Annotated in this window: 10 protein-coding genes; 3 read left to right on the top strand and 7 right to left on the bottom strand. The window is 70.1% G+C overall.

Annotation, left to right across the window (positions count from 1 at the left end; all coding sequences use genetic code 11):
* From mptB to H4281_RS02540, 5 genes are all read right to left on the bottom strand, one after another.
* Positions 1–1,551, bottom strand: a complete 1,551-nt coding sequence (mptB, locus tag H4281_RS02560; protein WP_182889228.1) for a polyprenol phosphomannose-dependent alpha 1,6 mannosyltransferase MptB — start codon at positions 1,549–1,551, stop codon at positions 1–3.
* A 90-nt stretch (positions 1,552–1,641) separates the two neighbouring features.
* On the bottom strand, positions 1,642–3,297 hold the full coding sequence (locus H4281_RS02555; RefSeq protein WP_182889227.1) for an ABC transporter ATP-binding protein: 1,656 nt from the start codon (positions 3,295–3,297) through the stop codon (positions 1,642–1,644).
* Positions 3,294–4,214, bottom strand: a complete 921-nt coding sequence (locus H4281_RS02550) for an ABC transporter permease (protein WP_182889226.1) — start codon at positions 4,212–4,214, stop codon at positions 3,294–3,296. Before H4281_RS02550 ends, H4281_RS02555 begins: the two co-directional genes overlap by 4 nt.
* Positions 4,211–5,239 (bottom strand): ABC transporter permease, encoded by a 1,029-nt coding sequence (locus H4281_RS02545; protein WP_182889225.1) that lies wholly within the window; start codon positions 5,237–5,239, stop codon positions 4,211–4,213. The genes H4281_RS02550 and H4281_RS02545 overlap by 4 nt, the downstream gene beginning before the upstream one ends.
* A 142-nt stretch (positions 5,240–5,381) precedes the next feature.
* A complete protein-coding gene (locus tag H4281_RS02540) occupies positions 5,382–7,166 on the bottom strand; it encodes an ABC transporter substrate-binding protein (protein WP_182889224.1) in 1,785 nt (594 codons plus the stop codon).
* A 188-nt stretch (positions 7,167–7,354) separates the two neighbouring features.
* Here H4281_RS02540 and H4281_RS02535 point away from each other — a divergent pair, with 188 nt between their 5' ends.
* Together H4281_RS02535 and H4281_RS02530 are read left to right on the top strand one after the other, a co-directional pair.
* Positions 7,355–8,182, top strand: coding sequence for a M55 family metallopeptidase (locus H4281_RS02535; protein WP_182889223.1), 828 nt, complete (start codon positions 7,355–7,357; stop codon positions 8,180–8,182).
* Complete coding sequence (locus H4281_RS02530; protein ID WP_182889222.1) at positions 8,175–9,479, top strand: M20/M25/M40 family metallo-hydrolase; 1,305 nt, start codon at positions 8,175–8,177, stop codon at positions 9,477–9,479. The genes H4281_RS02535 and H4281_RS02530 overlap by 8 nt, the downstream gene beginning before the upstream one ends.
* 3 nt (positions 9,480–9,482) lie before the next feature.
* On the opposite strand, the gene H4281_RS02525 is transcribed toward H4281_RS02530, so the two are convergent.
* Together H4281_RS02525 and H4281_RS02520 are read right to left on the bottom strand one after the other, a co-directional pair.
* The gene (locus H4281_RS02525) at positions 9,483–10,115 is read right to left on the bottom strand and encodes a class I SAM-dependent methyltransferase (RefSeq protein WP_182889221.1); all 633 of its coding nucleotides are present in this window, start codon (positions 10,113–10,115) and stop codon (positions 9,483–9,485) included.
* On the bottom strand, positions 10,115–10,771 hold the full coding sequence (locus tag H4281_RS02520; protein WP_182889220.1) for a class I SAM-dependent methyltransferase: 657 nt from the start codon (positions 10,769–10,771) through the stop codon (positions 10,115–10,117). Before H4281_RS02520 ends, H4281_RS02525 begins: the two co-directional genes overlap by 1 nt.
* Positions 10,772–11,099: 328 nt before the next feature.
* Between H4281_RS02520 and H4281_RS02515 the strand changes: the two genes are divergently transcribed.
* Positions 11,100–15,407 (top strand): GH92 family glycosyl hydrolase, encoded by a 4,308-nt coding sequence (locus tag H4281_RS02515; protein ID WP_182889219.1) that lies wholly within the window; start codon positions 11,100–11,102, stop codon positions 15,405–15,407.
* The last annotated feature ends 21 nt before the right edge of the window (positions 15,408–15,428 follow it).

Here is a 15,428-nt window from a genome sequence, read left to right as displayed (position 1 = left end):
TCACGACTGCTTCGGGAGGAACTCCTCGTCCTTCGGCTTCTTCCGCCACGCGGCGACGAGCCCGAGCGGGTCGGGGCGCAGCAGGGACGCGGCGGCGTAGAGGCTGACCACGACGACGATCGCGATGAACCACCAGTCGTAGAGCGCCTGCTCCCCCGTCGGGTAGTACACGAGGGTCACGAACACCGAGATCGCCACGATCGCCGACAGGTTCCGCCGTTCCCACGGGAACGCGGAGATCAGCACGAAGCCCCAGGTGAGATACCAGGGCAGCGTCGGCGGCATGAGGATCGCGACGGCCAGCAGGGTGATCGCGGCGCGGTAGACGGCTTCCTTGCCGCCGCCGCGGGCGAGCCACCACTGGCGGACGCCGAACACGACGAGGCCGACCATCGCGATGGCGCGGGCGACGGTGACGAACGGCGAGGGCTGGACGTTGGCGATGAGGTGGACGAGGTTGTAGACCGCCTCGCCGATGCCGCTGGGGAAGTTCAGCCAGTTCGTGATGAGCTGCGGGGCCTTGAGGCCGGACCACCAGCCGAGGTTGAGCGAGCCGAGCGAGACCCAGGTGCCGACGACGAACACCGGCAGGAACAGCCCGACCGACGCGGCCCCGGCCTTGAAGAAGTTCTTCGTCTTCGACGGGCCCTTCATGTCCGCGGCCCACATCCACACCATGAACGGGAGCGCGACGGCGGCGGTCGGCTTGATCAGCATGCCGATGGTGACGAGCACGACCGCGACGACGTGCTTGCGTTCGAGGGCGGCGAGCATGCCGATGGTGAGGAAGCCGAGCATCATCAGGTCGTTGTGCGGGCCGCCGAAGAGGTGGATGACCATCATCGGGCTGGCGACCGCGACCCACAGCGCGACCGGGAGCTTCCCGCCGAGGTGCTTGACGAGCCGCGGCAGCGCCCACAGCGTCATGCCGAGCCCGACGAGCAGGACGAGCCGCGTCAAAATGACGCCGGCGATCATGTGGTCCTGGGTGATCGCGACGATGCCCTTGGAGATCAGCAGGAACAGCGGCCCGTACGGAGCGGGCGTGGTCTGCCACAGCGGGTGCACGTTCTGCACGACGTTCGGCAGCACGGGCAGTTCGGCGGGGCCGTTGGCGTACGGGTCGAGCCCGTAGAGCAGTTGCGCGCCCTGGCCGAGGTAGGAGAAGACGTCGCGGGTGAACAGCGGCGGCGACACGATCAGCGGCGCCATCCAGCACAGCGCGGCGATGAGGATCGGCTTGCTGCCGATGCGCCCGGCGAGCGCGTAGCGGCCGAGCCGGACCCACGCCCACACGACGAGGCCGAAGCCGCTGTAGAGCAGCGCGTTGGCGAGCGCCCGGCCGTGGCCGTAGCGGACCCACGAGAGCGGGCCGTGGCCGAGGACGGGGTCGCGGATGAGGATGCCGCCCGCGCCGAGCGCGGCGAGCATGAGGAGGGCGCTCCCGACCGTGCCCATGGCGATGGTCCGGTAAGGGAAGCGCGAAGGCGTCAGGAACTGCCGGTCGAGACTGCCGGCGTTCGGCTGCGCGTCGTCGATAGTAGTGGCCATTTCGATCCAGAAGATTACCGGGTGCAGTCGGCTGGCCCCGCGCGGGCTCCGGGCGCGGCCGGTTCGGCGCGCGCCCGGAGCGGGCCGCGGTCAGCGGTCGGCCGCGGTCCGCTGCGCGGTGCCGCCGGGGAGCGCCGCGAGCAGCGACTTCGTGTACTCGTGCCGCGGGTCGAGCAGGACTTGTTCGACGGTACCGGTTTCCACGAGCTCGCCGCGGAACATCACCGCGACCCGGTCGGCGATGTTCCAGGCCAGGCCGAGGTCGTGGGTGATGACGAGCGCGGAGAGGCCGAGCCGGCGGCGCAGCCGGAGCAGCAGCGCGAGGATTTCGCCGCGCACGGACGCGTCCAGCGAGGCCACCGGCTCGTCGGCGAGCAGCAGCGAGGGTTCGAGCGCGAGGGCCCCGGCGATGACGACGCGCTGGCGCTGGCCGCCGGACAGCTCGTGCGGGAGCCGGCCGAGGTATTTCTCCGGAGGGCGCAGTTCGGCGGATTCGAGGGCGCTGAGCACGATGTCGCGTTCGTTCGGCAGCCCGTGGATGCGCGGGCCTTCCGCGACCGCCTCGTACACCGTGTGGGCCGGGTTCAGCGCGCTCGTCGGGTCCTGGAGCACGAGCTGGACTTCCCGCCGGTACGCGCGCAGCCCGGCCCCGCCCGACGGCACCGGCTTGCCCGCGTAGCGGACCGTGCCGGAGTCGGGTTTCTGCAGGCCGAGCAGGGTGCGGGCGAGGGTGGTCTTGCCGGAGCCGGACTGGCCGACCAGCGCGACGATCTCGTCCCGGCGGACCTCGAGGTGCACCCCGTCGACCGCGTGGATCCGCTTGCCCTTGCGGTCACGGAACGTGACGTGCAGGTTCTCGGCGGCGAGCAGCGGCGCGTCTTCCTCGGAGCCGGCGCGCTCTTCCGGTTCCGGCGGCAGCGGCGTGGCGGTGGCCGGGGCGTAGCGCGAGACCGGGTCGCCGACCGTCGGGAACGCCGCGGCGAGCGCTTTGCTGTGTTCGTGCCGCGGCGAGGACATCAGCTCGGCGCTGGGGCGTTCCTCGACGAGTTCGCCGTCGTACATCACCGCGATGCGTTCGCAGGTGGCGGCGAGCACGGACAGGTCGTGGCTGATCATGACCAGCCCGATGCCGCGTTCGGCGACGAGCTTCGACAGCACGGACAGCACCTGGGCCTGCACGATGACGTCGAGCGCCGTCGTCGGCTCGTCGGCGATCACCAGCCGCGGTTCGCAGGCCAGCGCCATCGCGATCATCACGCGCTGTTTCTGGCCGCCGGACAGTTCGTGCGGGTACGCGCCCGCCCGCGAGCGCGGCAGGTCGACCTGTTCGAGCAGTTCGGTGACGCGTGCCCGCACCTGCGCCTCGGACGGGGTCTTGCCCTCGGGCGCGTGCAGCCGGATCGGTTCGGCGATCTGCTCGCCGACGCGGCGGACCGGGTTGAGCGCGTGCATCGCGCCCTGGAACACGACCGACGCCTCGGCCCAGCGGACCGCGCGCAGCCTGCCCCAGCGCATCTCGTTGACGTCCTCGCCTTCGAGCAGGACCTCGCCGGTGATCTTCGCGCTGCGCGGCAGGAGCCGGAGCACGCTCATCGCGACGGTGGACTTGCCGGAGCCGGACTCCCCCGCGACGCCGAGCGTGCCGCCCGCGTCGAGCCGGAGGTCCACGCCGCGGACGGCCGGGACGTCGCCGCCGCCGGTGCGGTAGGTGACGCCGAGGTTTTTCAGTTCGAGCAGCGCGGTCACGAGTGCCGTCCTTTGAGCCGCGGGTTGAGCACGGTTTCGAGGCCGCGGCCGACGAGGGTGAACATCAGGACGACGGCCACGATCGCGATGCCCGGCGGGAGCAGGTTCCACCAGGCGCCGCGGGTGACCGCGCCGTTGTTGAGGGCGGTTTCGAGCATGCCGCCCCAGGAGATCGCGGTGGGGTCGCCGACGCCGAGGAACGACAGGGTGGCGTCGGCGATGACCGCGTTGCCGACCACGAGGGTGGTGTTGGCGAGCACGAGCGGGGCGACGCCGGGCAGCACGTGTTTCGTGATGACGTGCAGGTGGCCGCCGCCGAGCGCGCGGGCGCGTTCGATGTAGGGGCGGCTTTCGATGGTGAGCGTCTGCGCGCGGACCAGCCGGGCGGTGCTCGGCCAGGCGGTGACGCCGATGGCGAGCACGATCGTCCAGATCCCGCGCGGCAGCACGGCCGACAGTGCGATCGCGAGCACCAGCGAGGGCAGCACGAGGAAGAAGTCGGTGAACCGCAACAGGATCGCCGACACCCAGCCGCCGAAGTGCGCGGCGGTGATCCCGATGAGGGTGCCGATGAACACGCTGAGCACGGTGGCGCAGAACCCGACGAGCAGCGAGATCCTGGTGCCCCACAACGTCATCAGCAGCACGGAGCGGCCGTCGATGTCGGTGCCGAGCCAGAACTGGCTGTCGGGCGGGCTGAGCGGTGTGCCGGTGACGCGGGTGACGTCGAGCCCGCTCGGGTCGCTGATCAGCGGCAGCGCCAGGGCGAGCAGCACGGTGAGCGCGAGCAGGAAGAGCCCGGCGAGCGCGGCTTTCTGCGTGGCGAATTCGTGCCAGGTGCGGGCGATTCCGGCGCGGCGGCGGCGCCAGGCGATCGCGCGGGCGCTTTCGTTCGCGGTTCCGGTGGCGGCGGTCATGCGGTACGCACCCTCGGGTCGAGCACGCGGTAGAGCAGCTCCGCGAACAGGTTCATCAGGACGACGGCGCCGGCGAGGACGATGAAAACCCCTTGCAACACCGGAAGATCCGGGCCGTGCAGCGCGTCGTAGGTGAGCTGGCCGAGTCCGGGCCAGCTGAACACCGCCTCGACGGTGACCGCGCCGGCGACCACCATGCCGAACTGCATGAAGATCAGCGTCACGGTGGGCAGCAGCGCGTTCGGGACGGCGTGCCGCCGCCGGACGAGGTCGTCGCGCAGGCCTTTGGCGCGGGCGGTGGTGAGGTAGTCGGCGTTCATCTCCCCCAGCAGCGATGAGCGCATGACCAGCATGTACTGCGCGTAGAACACCGCGAGCAGCGTCAGGCACGGCAGGAACAGGTGGTGCAGCACGTCGAGGCTCTGCGCGAGGAATCCGGGCGCGGCGTCGGGCGAGTGCATGCCGCGGCTGGGGAACAGCCCGTTGGTGGCCACGAGCAGCAGCAGGCCGAGCCAGAACTGCGGGACCGACCAGAAGGTCAGCGCGATGCCGGTCTGCGCGCGGTCGAAGAAGCTGTCGCGCTTCCACGCCGCGCGAACGCCCAGCCACAGCCCGAGCGCGACGGCCAGGACGGTCGCGCTGCCGACGAGCAGCACGGTCGGCCACAGCCGTTCGCCGATCATGTCCAGCACCGGGCGGCGTTCGATGTAGGACTCGCCGAAGTCGCCTTGGAACAGGCCGACGAAGTAGTTCCCGAACTGCGCCAGGACGGGCTTGTCGATGCCCAGCCGTTCCCGCAGTTCGGCGATCTGGCCGGGGTCGGTGGGCCGTTCGCGGGCCATGAACGCGACCGGGTCGCCGGGCAGCAGCCGGAACAGGAAGAACCCGAGGACGATCACCAGGAACACGCTGGCCGCGGCTTCGGCGATCTTCGTGAGGACGAACCGGAGGGTCCCGGTCCCGCCCCGGTGCTCGTCGGGGTCGGCGAGCACCGAGGCCTGGTCCGGGGCTAAAGCTTGGCTCACCCGCGGTTCCCCTTCCGCTGGACGGTCCGGGTTCCCCGCACGGACTCGCGCGCCGGGAAGGACTCCTTGCGGGACTTGGATTCCCGCAAGGACTCCTTCCCGGGCCGCCGGGGCGGAGCAGGCGACTGGCGGAACATCGGATTCACTCCCGGTCGTCGGCGGATTTGCCGCGGCGGGACAGCGCGATGCCGCCGCCCACGAGCACGACGAGCGCCACCGCGCCGACGACGATCCACACCGTCGTGCCGGAACCGCTGTCCGAGGACGCGGCCGACGCGTCGGCCGGGACCGCACCGTACACGCCCCAGTAGGCGGTCTGCTCGAGGATCGAGCCCTCGGGCTGCGGCTGCTTGCCGAACGAGGAGAACTTGTCGGAGCGGTAGGCCTCGAGCGCGTCGTCGTAGTCGTAGACGACGTTCACGGCCTGGCTGTAGAGCCGCGCCTGGGCCTGCTTGACGTAGCCGGCGCGGACGGCCGGGTCGGTTTCGGCGAGTTGCTTGGCGTAGAGGGCGTCGTACTGCGGGTCGCAGAAGAACGTGTCGGTGGTGGCGCCCTTGCCCTCGGCGTTCGGCCGCGCGGCGCAGGTGTGCAGGGCCAGCGAGTAGTCCGGGTCCGGGTTGTTCGCGTAGCCGGAGATCGCGAGGTCGTAGTTGCCCGCGTTGGTGCGGTCGTTCAGCTCGTCGTCGGAGACGAGTTCCTGTTTCACCGAGATGCCGATGTCGTGCAGCCAGCCGGTGATGTACTGCGCGAGCCGCTGGTCGCCCGCGCGGTTCGCGTGTCCGGTGAGCCGCAGTTCGAGGCGGGCGCCGCCGGGCGCGGTGCGGATGCCGTCCTGGCCCTTCGGGTAGCCGGCGGCGTCGAGCGCGGCGTTGGCGGCGGCGAGGTCGAACTTGCGCGCCTCCCCCGGCGCCGGATCCCAGTGGTAGGCCGAGTAGATCGGCGGGATCACGCCGCCGCCGGGCTGGGCGTAGCCGCCCGCGACCTTGTCCACGATCGTCTTCACGTCGATCGACTGGGCGATCGCCTGGCGCAGCCGGATGTCCTTGAGCACCGGGTTGCCGTTGCCGATCGGCTTGTTCTCGGAGTTCTGGACGCCGAAGTTGATGTTGAGCGCGTTGTAGCGGCGGCCGGGGGCCTTGTTCAGCTCGATGTTCGGCTGGCCCTTGAGCGCGTCGAACTGGGTCGGGGTGAGCCGGTTGATCACGTCGACCTCGCCCTGCTTGAGGGCATTCACCGCGGCCTCGACGTCCTTGAACACCAGCAGCTGCAGCTCGTCGACCTTGGGCGCGCCGCGCCAGTAGTTCTTGTTGGCCTTGAACTTGACGTATTCGTTCTGCTTGTACTCGGTGATCTGGTACGGCCCGTCGTCGACGCCGACGACCGGGATCGTGTCGGTCTTGGGATCGCTCAGGTCCTTGATCTGCGACCACACGTGCTCGGGCACGATCGGGACGTCGAGCAGGGTCATCGACGACTGGACGGTCTTGGTCTTGATCACCAGCGTCGTGTCGTCCGGAGCCTTCACCGATTCGAAGCTCGCGACGTAGTTGCCGTTCGCGGTGCGCGCGGTGGAGTCGGTGAGCATCCGGTTGAAGGTGAACGCGGCGTCCTTCGCGGTGACCGGCTGCCCGTCGGACCACTTCGCGCCCTTGCGGATCTTGAAGGTCCAGGTCAGCTTGTCCGGCGAGGTCGTCCACGATTCGGCGAGCGCCGGGGCGGGCTCGGCCTTGTCCTGCGACGGGATCGTCAGGAACTCGTAGATGAACCGGCCGACCTGGGTCGACGCGGCGAGCCCGGCGGTGAACGGGTTCAAGTGGTCGATACCAGTGGTCAACGCGACCCGCAGCACCTTCGGCTGCCCCTGCTGTTGTGCCGCTTGTGCCGTCGCAGTGCCCGCCAGCGGCAGAATCGCCAGCGTTCCTGCCATCACGACACCGAAAACGCGGCGCAACCCGTGCCGCCTGTGCTTATTTCGCACTTGAGAACCACCCCATCGTCAATCCCCGACCCCAGAGACGAAAAGTAACCACATACGGCGGGAAGCGCGCAATATGTGACGGCGCCGCTGCGTGTCCGATCGTTATGGTCGCGGCGCGGATCACTAGAGTGCCCGGCATGCGGATCCTGATCTCGGCCGACATGGAAGGCGCCACGGGGGTCACCTGGACCGACGACGTCGTGCCCGGGAGCCCGCAGTGGCAGCGGTTCCGGGGCATGTTCACCGGCGACGTCAACGCGGTGCTGGCCGGCCTGTACGCGGCGGGCGCGACCGACGTGCTCGTCAACGAGGCGCACTCGTCGCAGCGCAACCTGCTGCTGGAAGACCTCGACGAACGCGCGCGGATGCTGACCGGGCGGCACAAGCCGCTGTCGATGATGCAGGGCATCGATTCCGGTGTGGACGGTGTGGTGTTCCTCGGCTACCACGCCGGGGCCGGGTTCGACGGCGTCCTGTCGCACACCTACCTGGAGAACCAGATCACCGGCGTGTGGCTGGACGACGTGCCCGCGAGCGAGGGCAGGCTGAACGCCGCGATGGCCGGCGAGTACGGCGTGCCGGTGCTGCTGGTCAGCGGCGACGACCAGACCTGCGAGGACGCGCGCGACTACGCGCCGGACGCGGAACTGGTGCAGGTCAAGGAATGCGTGAGCCGGTACGCGGCGATCTGCCTGCCGCCGGCGCGCACCGCGCACCTGCTGGAAACCGGCGCGCGCGAGGCGATGGGGCTCGCCGGGCGGACCGAGCGGACGCCGGGGCGGCACCGGATCGAGGTCGAGTTCGACGCGAGCCATCTGGCGCAGGCGACCGCGGTCATCCCGACCGTGGAGCAGACCGGGACGCGGCGCGTCGCGTTCGAGGCGCCGAGCATGACCGAGGCGATGAAGGCGTTCAAGGTGGTCACGGCCATCGCGGCAGGGGCGGTGCAGGGCATTTATGGCTGAGATCGACGTTGTTTCGCTGTGCGCGGACCTGATCCGGTTCGACACCACCAACTACGGCGGCGGAGAGGCGGCGGGCGAACGGCTCGCCGCCGAGTACGTCGCCGAATTCCTTGACCGGCACGGGGTTCCGTCGCGGATTCTGGAGCCCGAGCTCCAGCGGTCGAACGTCGTCGCACGGATCCCGGGCGCCGATCCGGCATTGCCCGCGCTGCTCGTGCAGGGGCATCTGGACGTGGTGCCCGCGCGGGCCGCCGATTGGTCTGTACCGCCGTTTTCCGGCGAGGTCCGCGACGGGTTCCTGTGGGGCCGCGGCGCGGTCGACATGAAGGATTTCTGCGCGATGGTGCTGGCCGCCGTCGCTTCCGGGCTGCGGCCGCGGCGGGATCTCGTGCTGGCGTTCGTCGCCGACGAGGAGGACCGCGGCGACTACGGCGCGCACTGGCTGGTCAAGGAGCACGCGGACCTGTTCGAGGGCTGCGCGGCGGCGATCAGCGAGTCCGGCGGGTACAGCTACCACGTGCCCGCCGCGGACGGCCGGAAAGTGCGGCTGTACCCGGTCGGGACGGCCGAGCGCGGCACCGCGCACCTGCGGCTGACCGCGAGCGGGCGGGCCGGGCACGGGTCGCGGCCGAACGCGGAGAACGCGGTCGTGCGGCTGGTCGGGGCGTTGCAGCGGATCGCGGACCACCGCTGGCCGGTGCAGCTGACGCCGACCGTGCGGGCGTTCCTGGAACGGACCGGCGCCGCGTTGGGGGTGCCGGTGGACCTGTCGTCGGGCGACGCGGTCGACGACACCGTGGCGCGGCTGGGAGCGGCCGGGTCGCTGGTCGTGCCGACGGTGCGCAACAGCACCACGCCGACGATGCTCGAAGCCGGGTACAAGGTGAACGTGATCCCGTCGACGGCGACCGCGCAGGTCGACGTCCGGGTGCTGCCGGGGACCGAGGACGAGCTGTTCGCGGTGGTGGATTCGTTGCTGGGCGAGGGTGTCGCGCGGGAATTCGTGGCGCATCAGCCGCCGGTGCAGGCTCCGGTCGATTCGCCGTGGTTCGACGCGATGGCCGAGGCGCTGCGGGCGGAGGACCCGGAGGCGGTCGTGGTGCCGTACTGCATGGGTGGCGGGACGGACGCGAAAGCGTTCACCCAGCTGGGGATGGCGTGCTACGGCTTCGCTCCCCTGGCGCTGCCGGAAGGCTTCCCGTACCGGGCGATGGCGCACGGTGTGGACGAGCGCGTGCCGGTGGACGGGCTGCGGTTCGGGACGCGGGTGCTGACGCGGTTCCTGGAGTCCTGCTGAGGTTCACGCAGTGACGCGCTGGACGGTCGCCAGCCAGGCCGGAAGACCGTCCGGCGCGAATCTCGCGACGATCCGGCTGTCGCGCAGGGTTTCGATGCGCCAGCCGGTTTCGCGCCGGAAAGGCGCTTCGAGCTCGGCGCGGGCGACCGGATGCGGTCCGGCGGCCGCGCCGGTTTCGCGGAAGCACAGGATGTGCAGCCTCGCGCCCGGTTCGGTGACGGACGCGAGGCTGGCGACGTAGGTCTGGCGCTCGCCGGCGTCGAAGGTGTGGAACAGGCCGCAGTCGAGGACGGTGTCGAACGTCCGGTCCAGCGCGGACAGCCGGAACGCGTCGCCGATCGCGAACTCGGCCGCGATTCCCCGGTCGCGGGCCTTCTGTTTCGCTTGCGCGACCGCGGTTTCCGCGACGTCGATGCCCACAATGGACAGTCCGGCGGCGGCGAGGTGCAGCGTGTTCTCGCCGGTGCCGCATCCGGCGTCGAGGACCGTGCCGCGGAACGCGCCCTCGGCGGCGAGTTCGACGATCGCCGGTTGCGGGCGGCCGAGGTCCCACGGCGCGGGACCGTCCTGATAGGACTCGTCCCACGGACGGCCCGCGTGGCGTTCGTGGCTGGTCGCGGGACGGTCCTCGGGCATCAGCGGCTGAACTCCGCCCACCAGCGGCTGTCGTCGCGGACGCGGTCCAGCGAGGTCACGGTGACGCCGTCGCGGGCGAAGGATTCGACCTCGGCCTTGCTGAGCGGCCATGGCGGCCCTTCCCAGGTGTCGAGGTCGATGCTTTCCTCGGCGACCGCGCCGACGACGAGGGTCCCACCCGGGGCGACGAAACCGGACACCGAGGCGATGGCCGGGTCGTGGACGTCCTTGGGCATCGACTGGACGGTCATGATCTCCACGACCAGGTCGAAGGCGTAGTGGAATTCCGCGGGCGGGGTGAGCAGGTCCGCGGTGCGGTAGGAGACGACGGTGTCCGGGAAGCGGTTGAGCACGGCTTTGATCGCGCTGGGCGAGACGTCGAAGGCGGACGTCTCGTATCCGGCTGCGGCGAGGAGTTCGGCGTCGTCGGCCATCCCGCAGCCGACGACGAGCGCGCGGCGTCCGTTGCCGGGCCGCCCGGCGACCCAGGCGGCGAGTTCCGGCGAGGGCTCGCCGCGGTACCACGGCAGGACGGCCTCGCCGGCTTCCGCCGCGGCGTAGAGGGGCTCGAACCACCCGGTGGGGTCGCCGTTGGCGAGGGCGAGTCCGGCCCGGCGGCGGGCTTCCTCGTCGGGATCGATGGCGTCGTCTGGCATGGACTCTGTTATACCCGCCGGGCCTCGGCTCCGGTGCGCTCGACCGGGCTAGCGGCGGCTTCGCGGACCGGCTGGGTCGCGTGGGTCCCGGTGAAGTACATGAGGGAACCCGCCGCCCCGCGCGCTCCCGAGAAAACCCCAATGCCGTGGCGGGGCGGTCCGAGGGCAGCGGCACCCGGTTGCCGTAGCCGGGCCGCCGCGGGTTGTCCGTTTCCGGTCAGGTTTGCGGGGCGGCCTTGACATCGATGTCACCCGCGCGTTGAGCTTCCGGGGCCCCGGGACGTCCGAAGTCCCGGGCCCCCGATCCCCTGACGAACTGGGAGCAACGATGCCCCGAAGCGCCAGACCGTTGCACGCCGTGCTCGCCGCGGCGGTGGCGGCGGCGGGCCTGGTCGTCCTGCCCGCCGCGGCCGGTGCCGCGCCGGGCGAGGCCGCCCCGCCGGACTTCGTTTCGTCGTTCGAACCGAACGACCCGCAACCGATCCAGGACGCTGTCGACACCGACGCCGCCGGGAAGCCGCGGGCTTCGGGCGTGGACGGCGCGAACGGGACCGCGATCCCCGGCGACATCCGGGGCAAGGTCACCGACATCAGCGCGACCAGCGAGAACACCGGCGGCGGCGAGGTCGCCGCGAACCTGATCGACGGCAGCACGGGCACGAAGTGGCTGTCGTGGGATCCGGCCGCGTCGGTGACGTTCACGCTGTCGGAGCCGGTGAAGATCACGCACTACGCGGTGTCCTCGGCCAACGACGCGCCCGGCCGCGACCCGCAGGACTGGACGCTGCGCGGTTCGGACGACGGCAAGACGTGGACCGATCTGGACAAGCAGTCGGGCCAGTCGTTCGACAAGCGGTTCCAGCAGAACGACTACAAGCTGGCCGCGCCGAGCGCGCCGTACCGGTATTACCAGATGGACGTCACGCGCAATCACGGCGACGACATCATGCAGTTCTCGGAGCTGCTGCTGGCCAACGACGATCCGGCCCCGCCGCCGCTGCCGAACATGCGCAGCGTCGTGGATTCCGGCCCGAATTCGGGCTATACCAACAAGAACCGGGTCGGGTTCACCGGCAAGAAGGCGTTCCGGTACTCCGGGAGCCAGCCCGAGGCCGGGCACGGCTACTCCTACAACAAGGTCTACGACGTCGACCTCCCGGTGACCGAGACGACCGAGCTGTCGTACAAGGTGCAACCGCAGTTCGCCGAGGGCGATCTGAAATACCCGAGCACGAATGTCGCGGTCGACCTCGACTTCACCGACGGCACGCATCTGCGCGATCTCGGCGCGACCGACCAGTACGGGTTCCCGCTGACGCCGGAGGGGCAGGGCGCGAGCAAGGTCCTGTACGCGAACCAGTGGAACCTGGTGCGGTCGGCGATCGGGCGGGTCGCGGCGGGCAAGACGATCGACCGGATCGCGGTCGGCTACGACAACCCGAACGGCCCGGCGCAGTTCGCGGGCTGGCTGGACGATCTGAAGATCTCCGTGACGCCGACGCCGCCGGCCAGCACCCGGCCCAGCGACAATGTGCTCACCACTCGCGGCACCATGGCGAACGGCACGTTCTCGCGCGGCAACAACTTCCCGGCGACCGCGGTGCCGCACGGCTTCAACTTCTGGACGCCGGTGACCGACGCGGGTTCGGCGAGCTGGCTGTACAACTACCATTCGCAGAACAACGCGGACAATCTTCCCGCATTGCAGGCGTTCAGCGTGAGCCACGAGCCGAGCCCGTGGATGGGCGACCGGCAGAGCTTCCAGGTGATGCCCTCGGCCGCGACCGGGGTGCCGGACGCCAGCCGCGACAAGCGGGCGCTGCCGTTCACGCACGACAACGAGGTGGCGCGGGCGCATTACTACGGCGTCACGTTCCAGAACGGGATCAAGACCGAGATCGCGCCGGCCGATCACGCGGCCATGATGCGCTTCTCCTTCCCGGGCAACGATTCCAGCCTGATCTTCGACAACGTCAACAACTCCGGCGGGCTCACGCTCGACCCGGCGCACGGCACGCTCAGCGGGTACTCCGACGCGAAGAGCGGGCTGTCCGCGGGCGCCGGGCGGATGTTCGTCTACGCGACGTTCGACAAGCCCGTCACGACCGGCGGCAAGCTGACCGGCCAGAACCGGGACAACGTGACCGGCTACCTGCGGTTCGCCGCGGGCGCGGACAAGACCGTGACGATGCGGATCGCGACGTCGCTGATCAGCGTGGACCAGGCGAAGAAGAACCTGGAGCAGGAGATCGCCCCGAACGCCGGGTTCGACGCGGTGCGGGACGCGGCGCAGCAGGCGTGGGACAAGCAGCTCGGCGTGATCGAGGTCGAGGGCGCGTCGAAGGACCAGCTGGAGACGCTGTACTCCAACCTGTACCGGCTGTTCCTGTACCCGAACGAGGGCTTCGAGAACGTCGGCACGAAGGAGGCGCCGAAGTACCGGTACGCCAGCCCGGTGTCGCCGAAGACCGGCACGGACACCGCGACGCAGACCGGGTCGAAGGTCGTCGACGGCCAGACGTATGCGAACAACGGCTTCTGGGACACCTACCGCACGACCTGGCCGGCGTATTCGCTGCTCACGCCGGACATGGCGGGCAAGATGGTGGACGGTTTCGTGCAGCAGTACCGCGACGGCGGCTGGATCGCGCGCTGGTCCTCCCCCGGTTACGCCGACCTGATGACCGGCACGAGCTCGGACGTCGCGTTCGCCGACGCCTACCAGAAGGGCGTGACCAACTTCGACGTCAAGTCGGCCTACGACGCGGCGCTGAAGAACGCGACGGTGACGCCGCCGAACTCGGCGGTCGGCCGCAAGGGTCTGGACCAGTCGATTTTCCTCGGGTACACCCCGAATTCGACCGCCGAGGGCTTCTCGTGGGCGATCGAGGGCTATGTCAACGACTTCGGCATCGCGAACCTGTCGAAGAAGATGTACGACCAGGCCAAGGCGGACGATCCGCGCAAGGCGGAGTACCTGGAGAACTACCAGTACTTCACCAGCCGGGCGCAGCAGTACGTGAACCTGTTCGACCCGGGCACCGGGTTCTTCCAGGGCAAGGACGCGAGCGGCAAGTTCACCAAGGCCAAGGCCGATTACGATCCGCGGCAGTGGGGCGGGGACTACACCGAGACCGACGGCTGGAACATGGCCTTCACCGTGCCGCAGGACGGGCAGGGGCTGGCGAATCTCTACGGCGGCAAGGACAAGCTGGGCGCCAAGCTCGACCAGTTCTTCGCCGACCAGGAGACCGCGAACTACCCGGGCAGCTACGGCGGCGTGATCCACGAGATGCGGGAGGCGCGGGACGTGCGGATGGGCCAGTACGGCCACTCCAACCAGCCCTCGCACCACATCCTCTACATGTACGACTACGCGGGCCAGCCGGCGAAGACGCAGGCGAAGGTGCGCGAAGCGGTGTCGCGGCTCTACACCGGCAGCGAATTGGGCCAGGGCTACGCGGGCGACGAGGACAACGGCGAGATGTCCGCGTGGTACGTGTTCAGCGCGCTGGGCTTCTACCCGCTGCAGATGGGCAGCCCGGACTACGCGATCGGGTCGCCGCTGTTCACCAAGGCGACCGTGCACCTGCCCGGCGGAGACCTGGTGATCAACGCGCCGAAGAACTCGGCGAAGAACGTCTACGTCCAGGGCCTGAAGGTCAACGGGAAGAACTGGACGTCGACGTCGCTGCCGCACGACGTGCTCGCCCACGGCGCCACGCTCGACTTCGACATGGGCCCGAACCCGTCGACGTGGGGCACCGGCGCGGGCGACGCGCCGAAGTCGATCACCACGGGCGACGCGGTTCCGACGCCGCTGCACGACGAGACCGGGCCAGGGCTGGGCACGCTGTCCACTTCGGACGGTTCGGACGCGTCGACGCTGCTGGACAACACCTCGCGCACGCAGGCGAAGGTGACCGGTGCGGTGCAGTACCAGCTGAAGTCGACGGACGAGGCGGTCACGCACTACACGCTCACCTCCGGCACCGGCGCGGGCGACGCGAAGAGCTGGACGCTGAAGGGTTCCTACGACGGGAAGACCTGGACGGTCGCCGATCAGCAGACCGACCAGTCCTTCCCGTGGCGACAGCAGACCCGGGCGTTCGCGGTGAAGAACCCGGCGCATTACGCCTACTACCGGCTGGAGGTCACCGCGACCGCCGGCGGTCCGGCGACGCTGGCGGAGTTCGAACTGCTGGGCCGCCCGGACGCTTCGTGCGGCAAGACGCTGACCGGCGTGCAGAACGGCCCGCTGACCGTCTCGAGCGGTGTGGTGTGCCTGAACGGCGCGACGGTGTCGGGTCCGGTGAACGTGGCGCGCGGCGCTTCGCTGGTCGTGCGCGGCGGCCAGATCACCGGTCCGGTCGCGGCGGCCGGGGCGGCGCAGGTGGTGCTGAACCGGACGAAGGTGGCCGGTCCGGTGTCGATCACCGGTTCGACCGGTCCGGTGTCGATCGAGCTGACCGACATCTCGGGCCCGGTGAACCTGACGGGGAACCAGGGGCCGGTCATCGCGAGCAGCACGGTGGGCGGGCCGCTGGCCTGCACGGGCAACTCGCCCGCCCCGACCGATCACGACCTCGCCAACACCGTCCGCGGTCCGTCCGCGGGGCAGTGCGCGAAGCTCTGATCGGCTGAATTCCAGCAGATA

Origin of the sequence: Amycolatopsis dendrobii, from assembly GCF_014145675.1 — a bacterium.
Taxonomy (GTDB): domain Bacteria; phylum Actinomycetota; class Actinomycetes; order Mycobacteriales; family Pseudonocardiaceae; genus Amycolatopsis; species Amycolatopsis dendrobii.
This window is presented reverse-complemented; position numbering and strand designations above follow the sequence as displayed.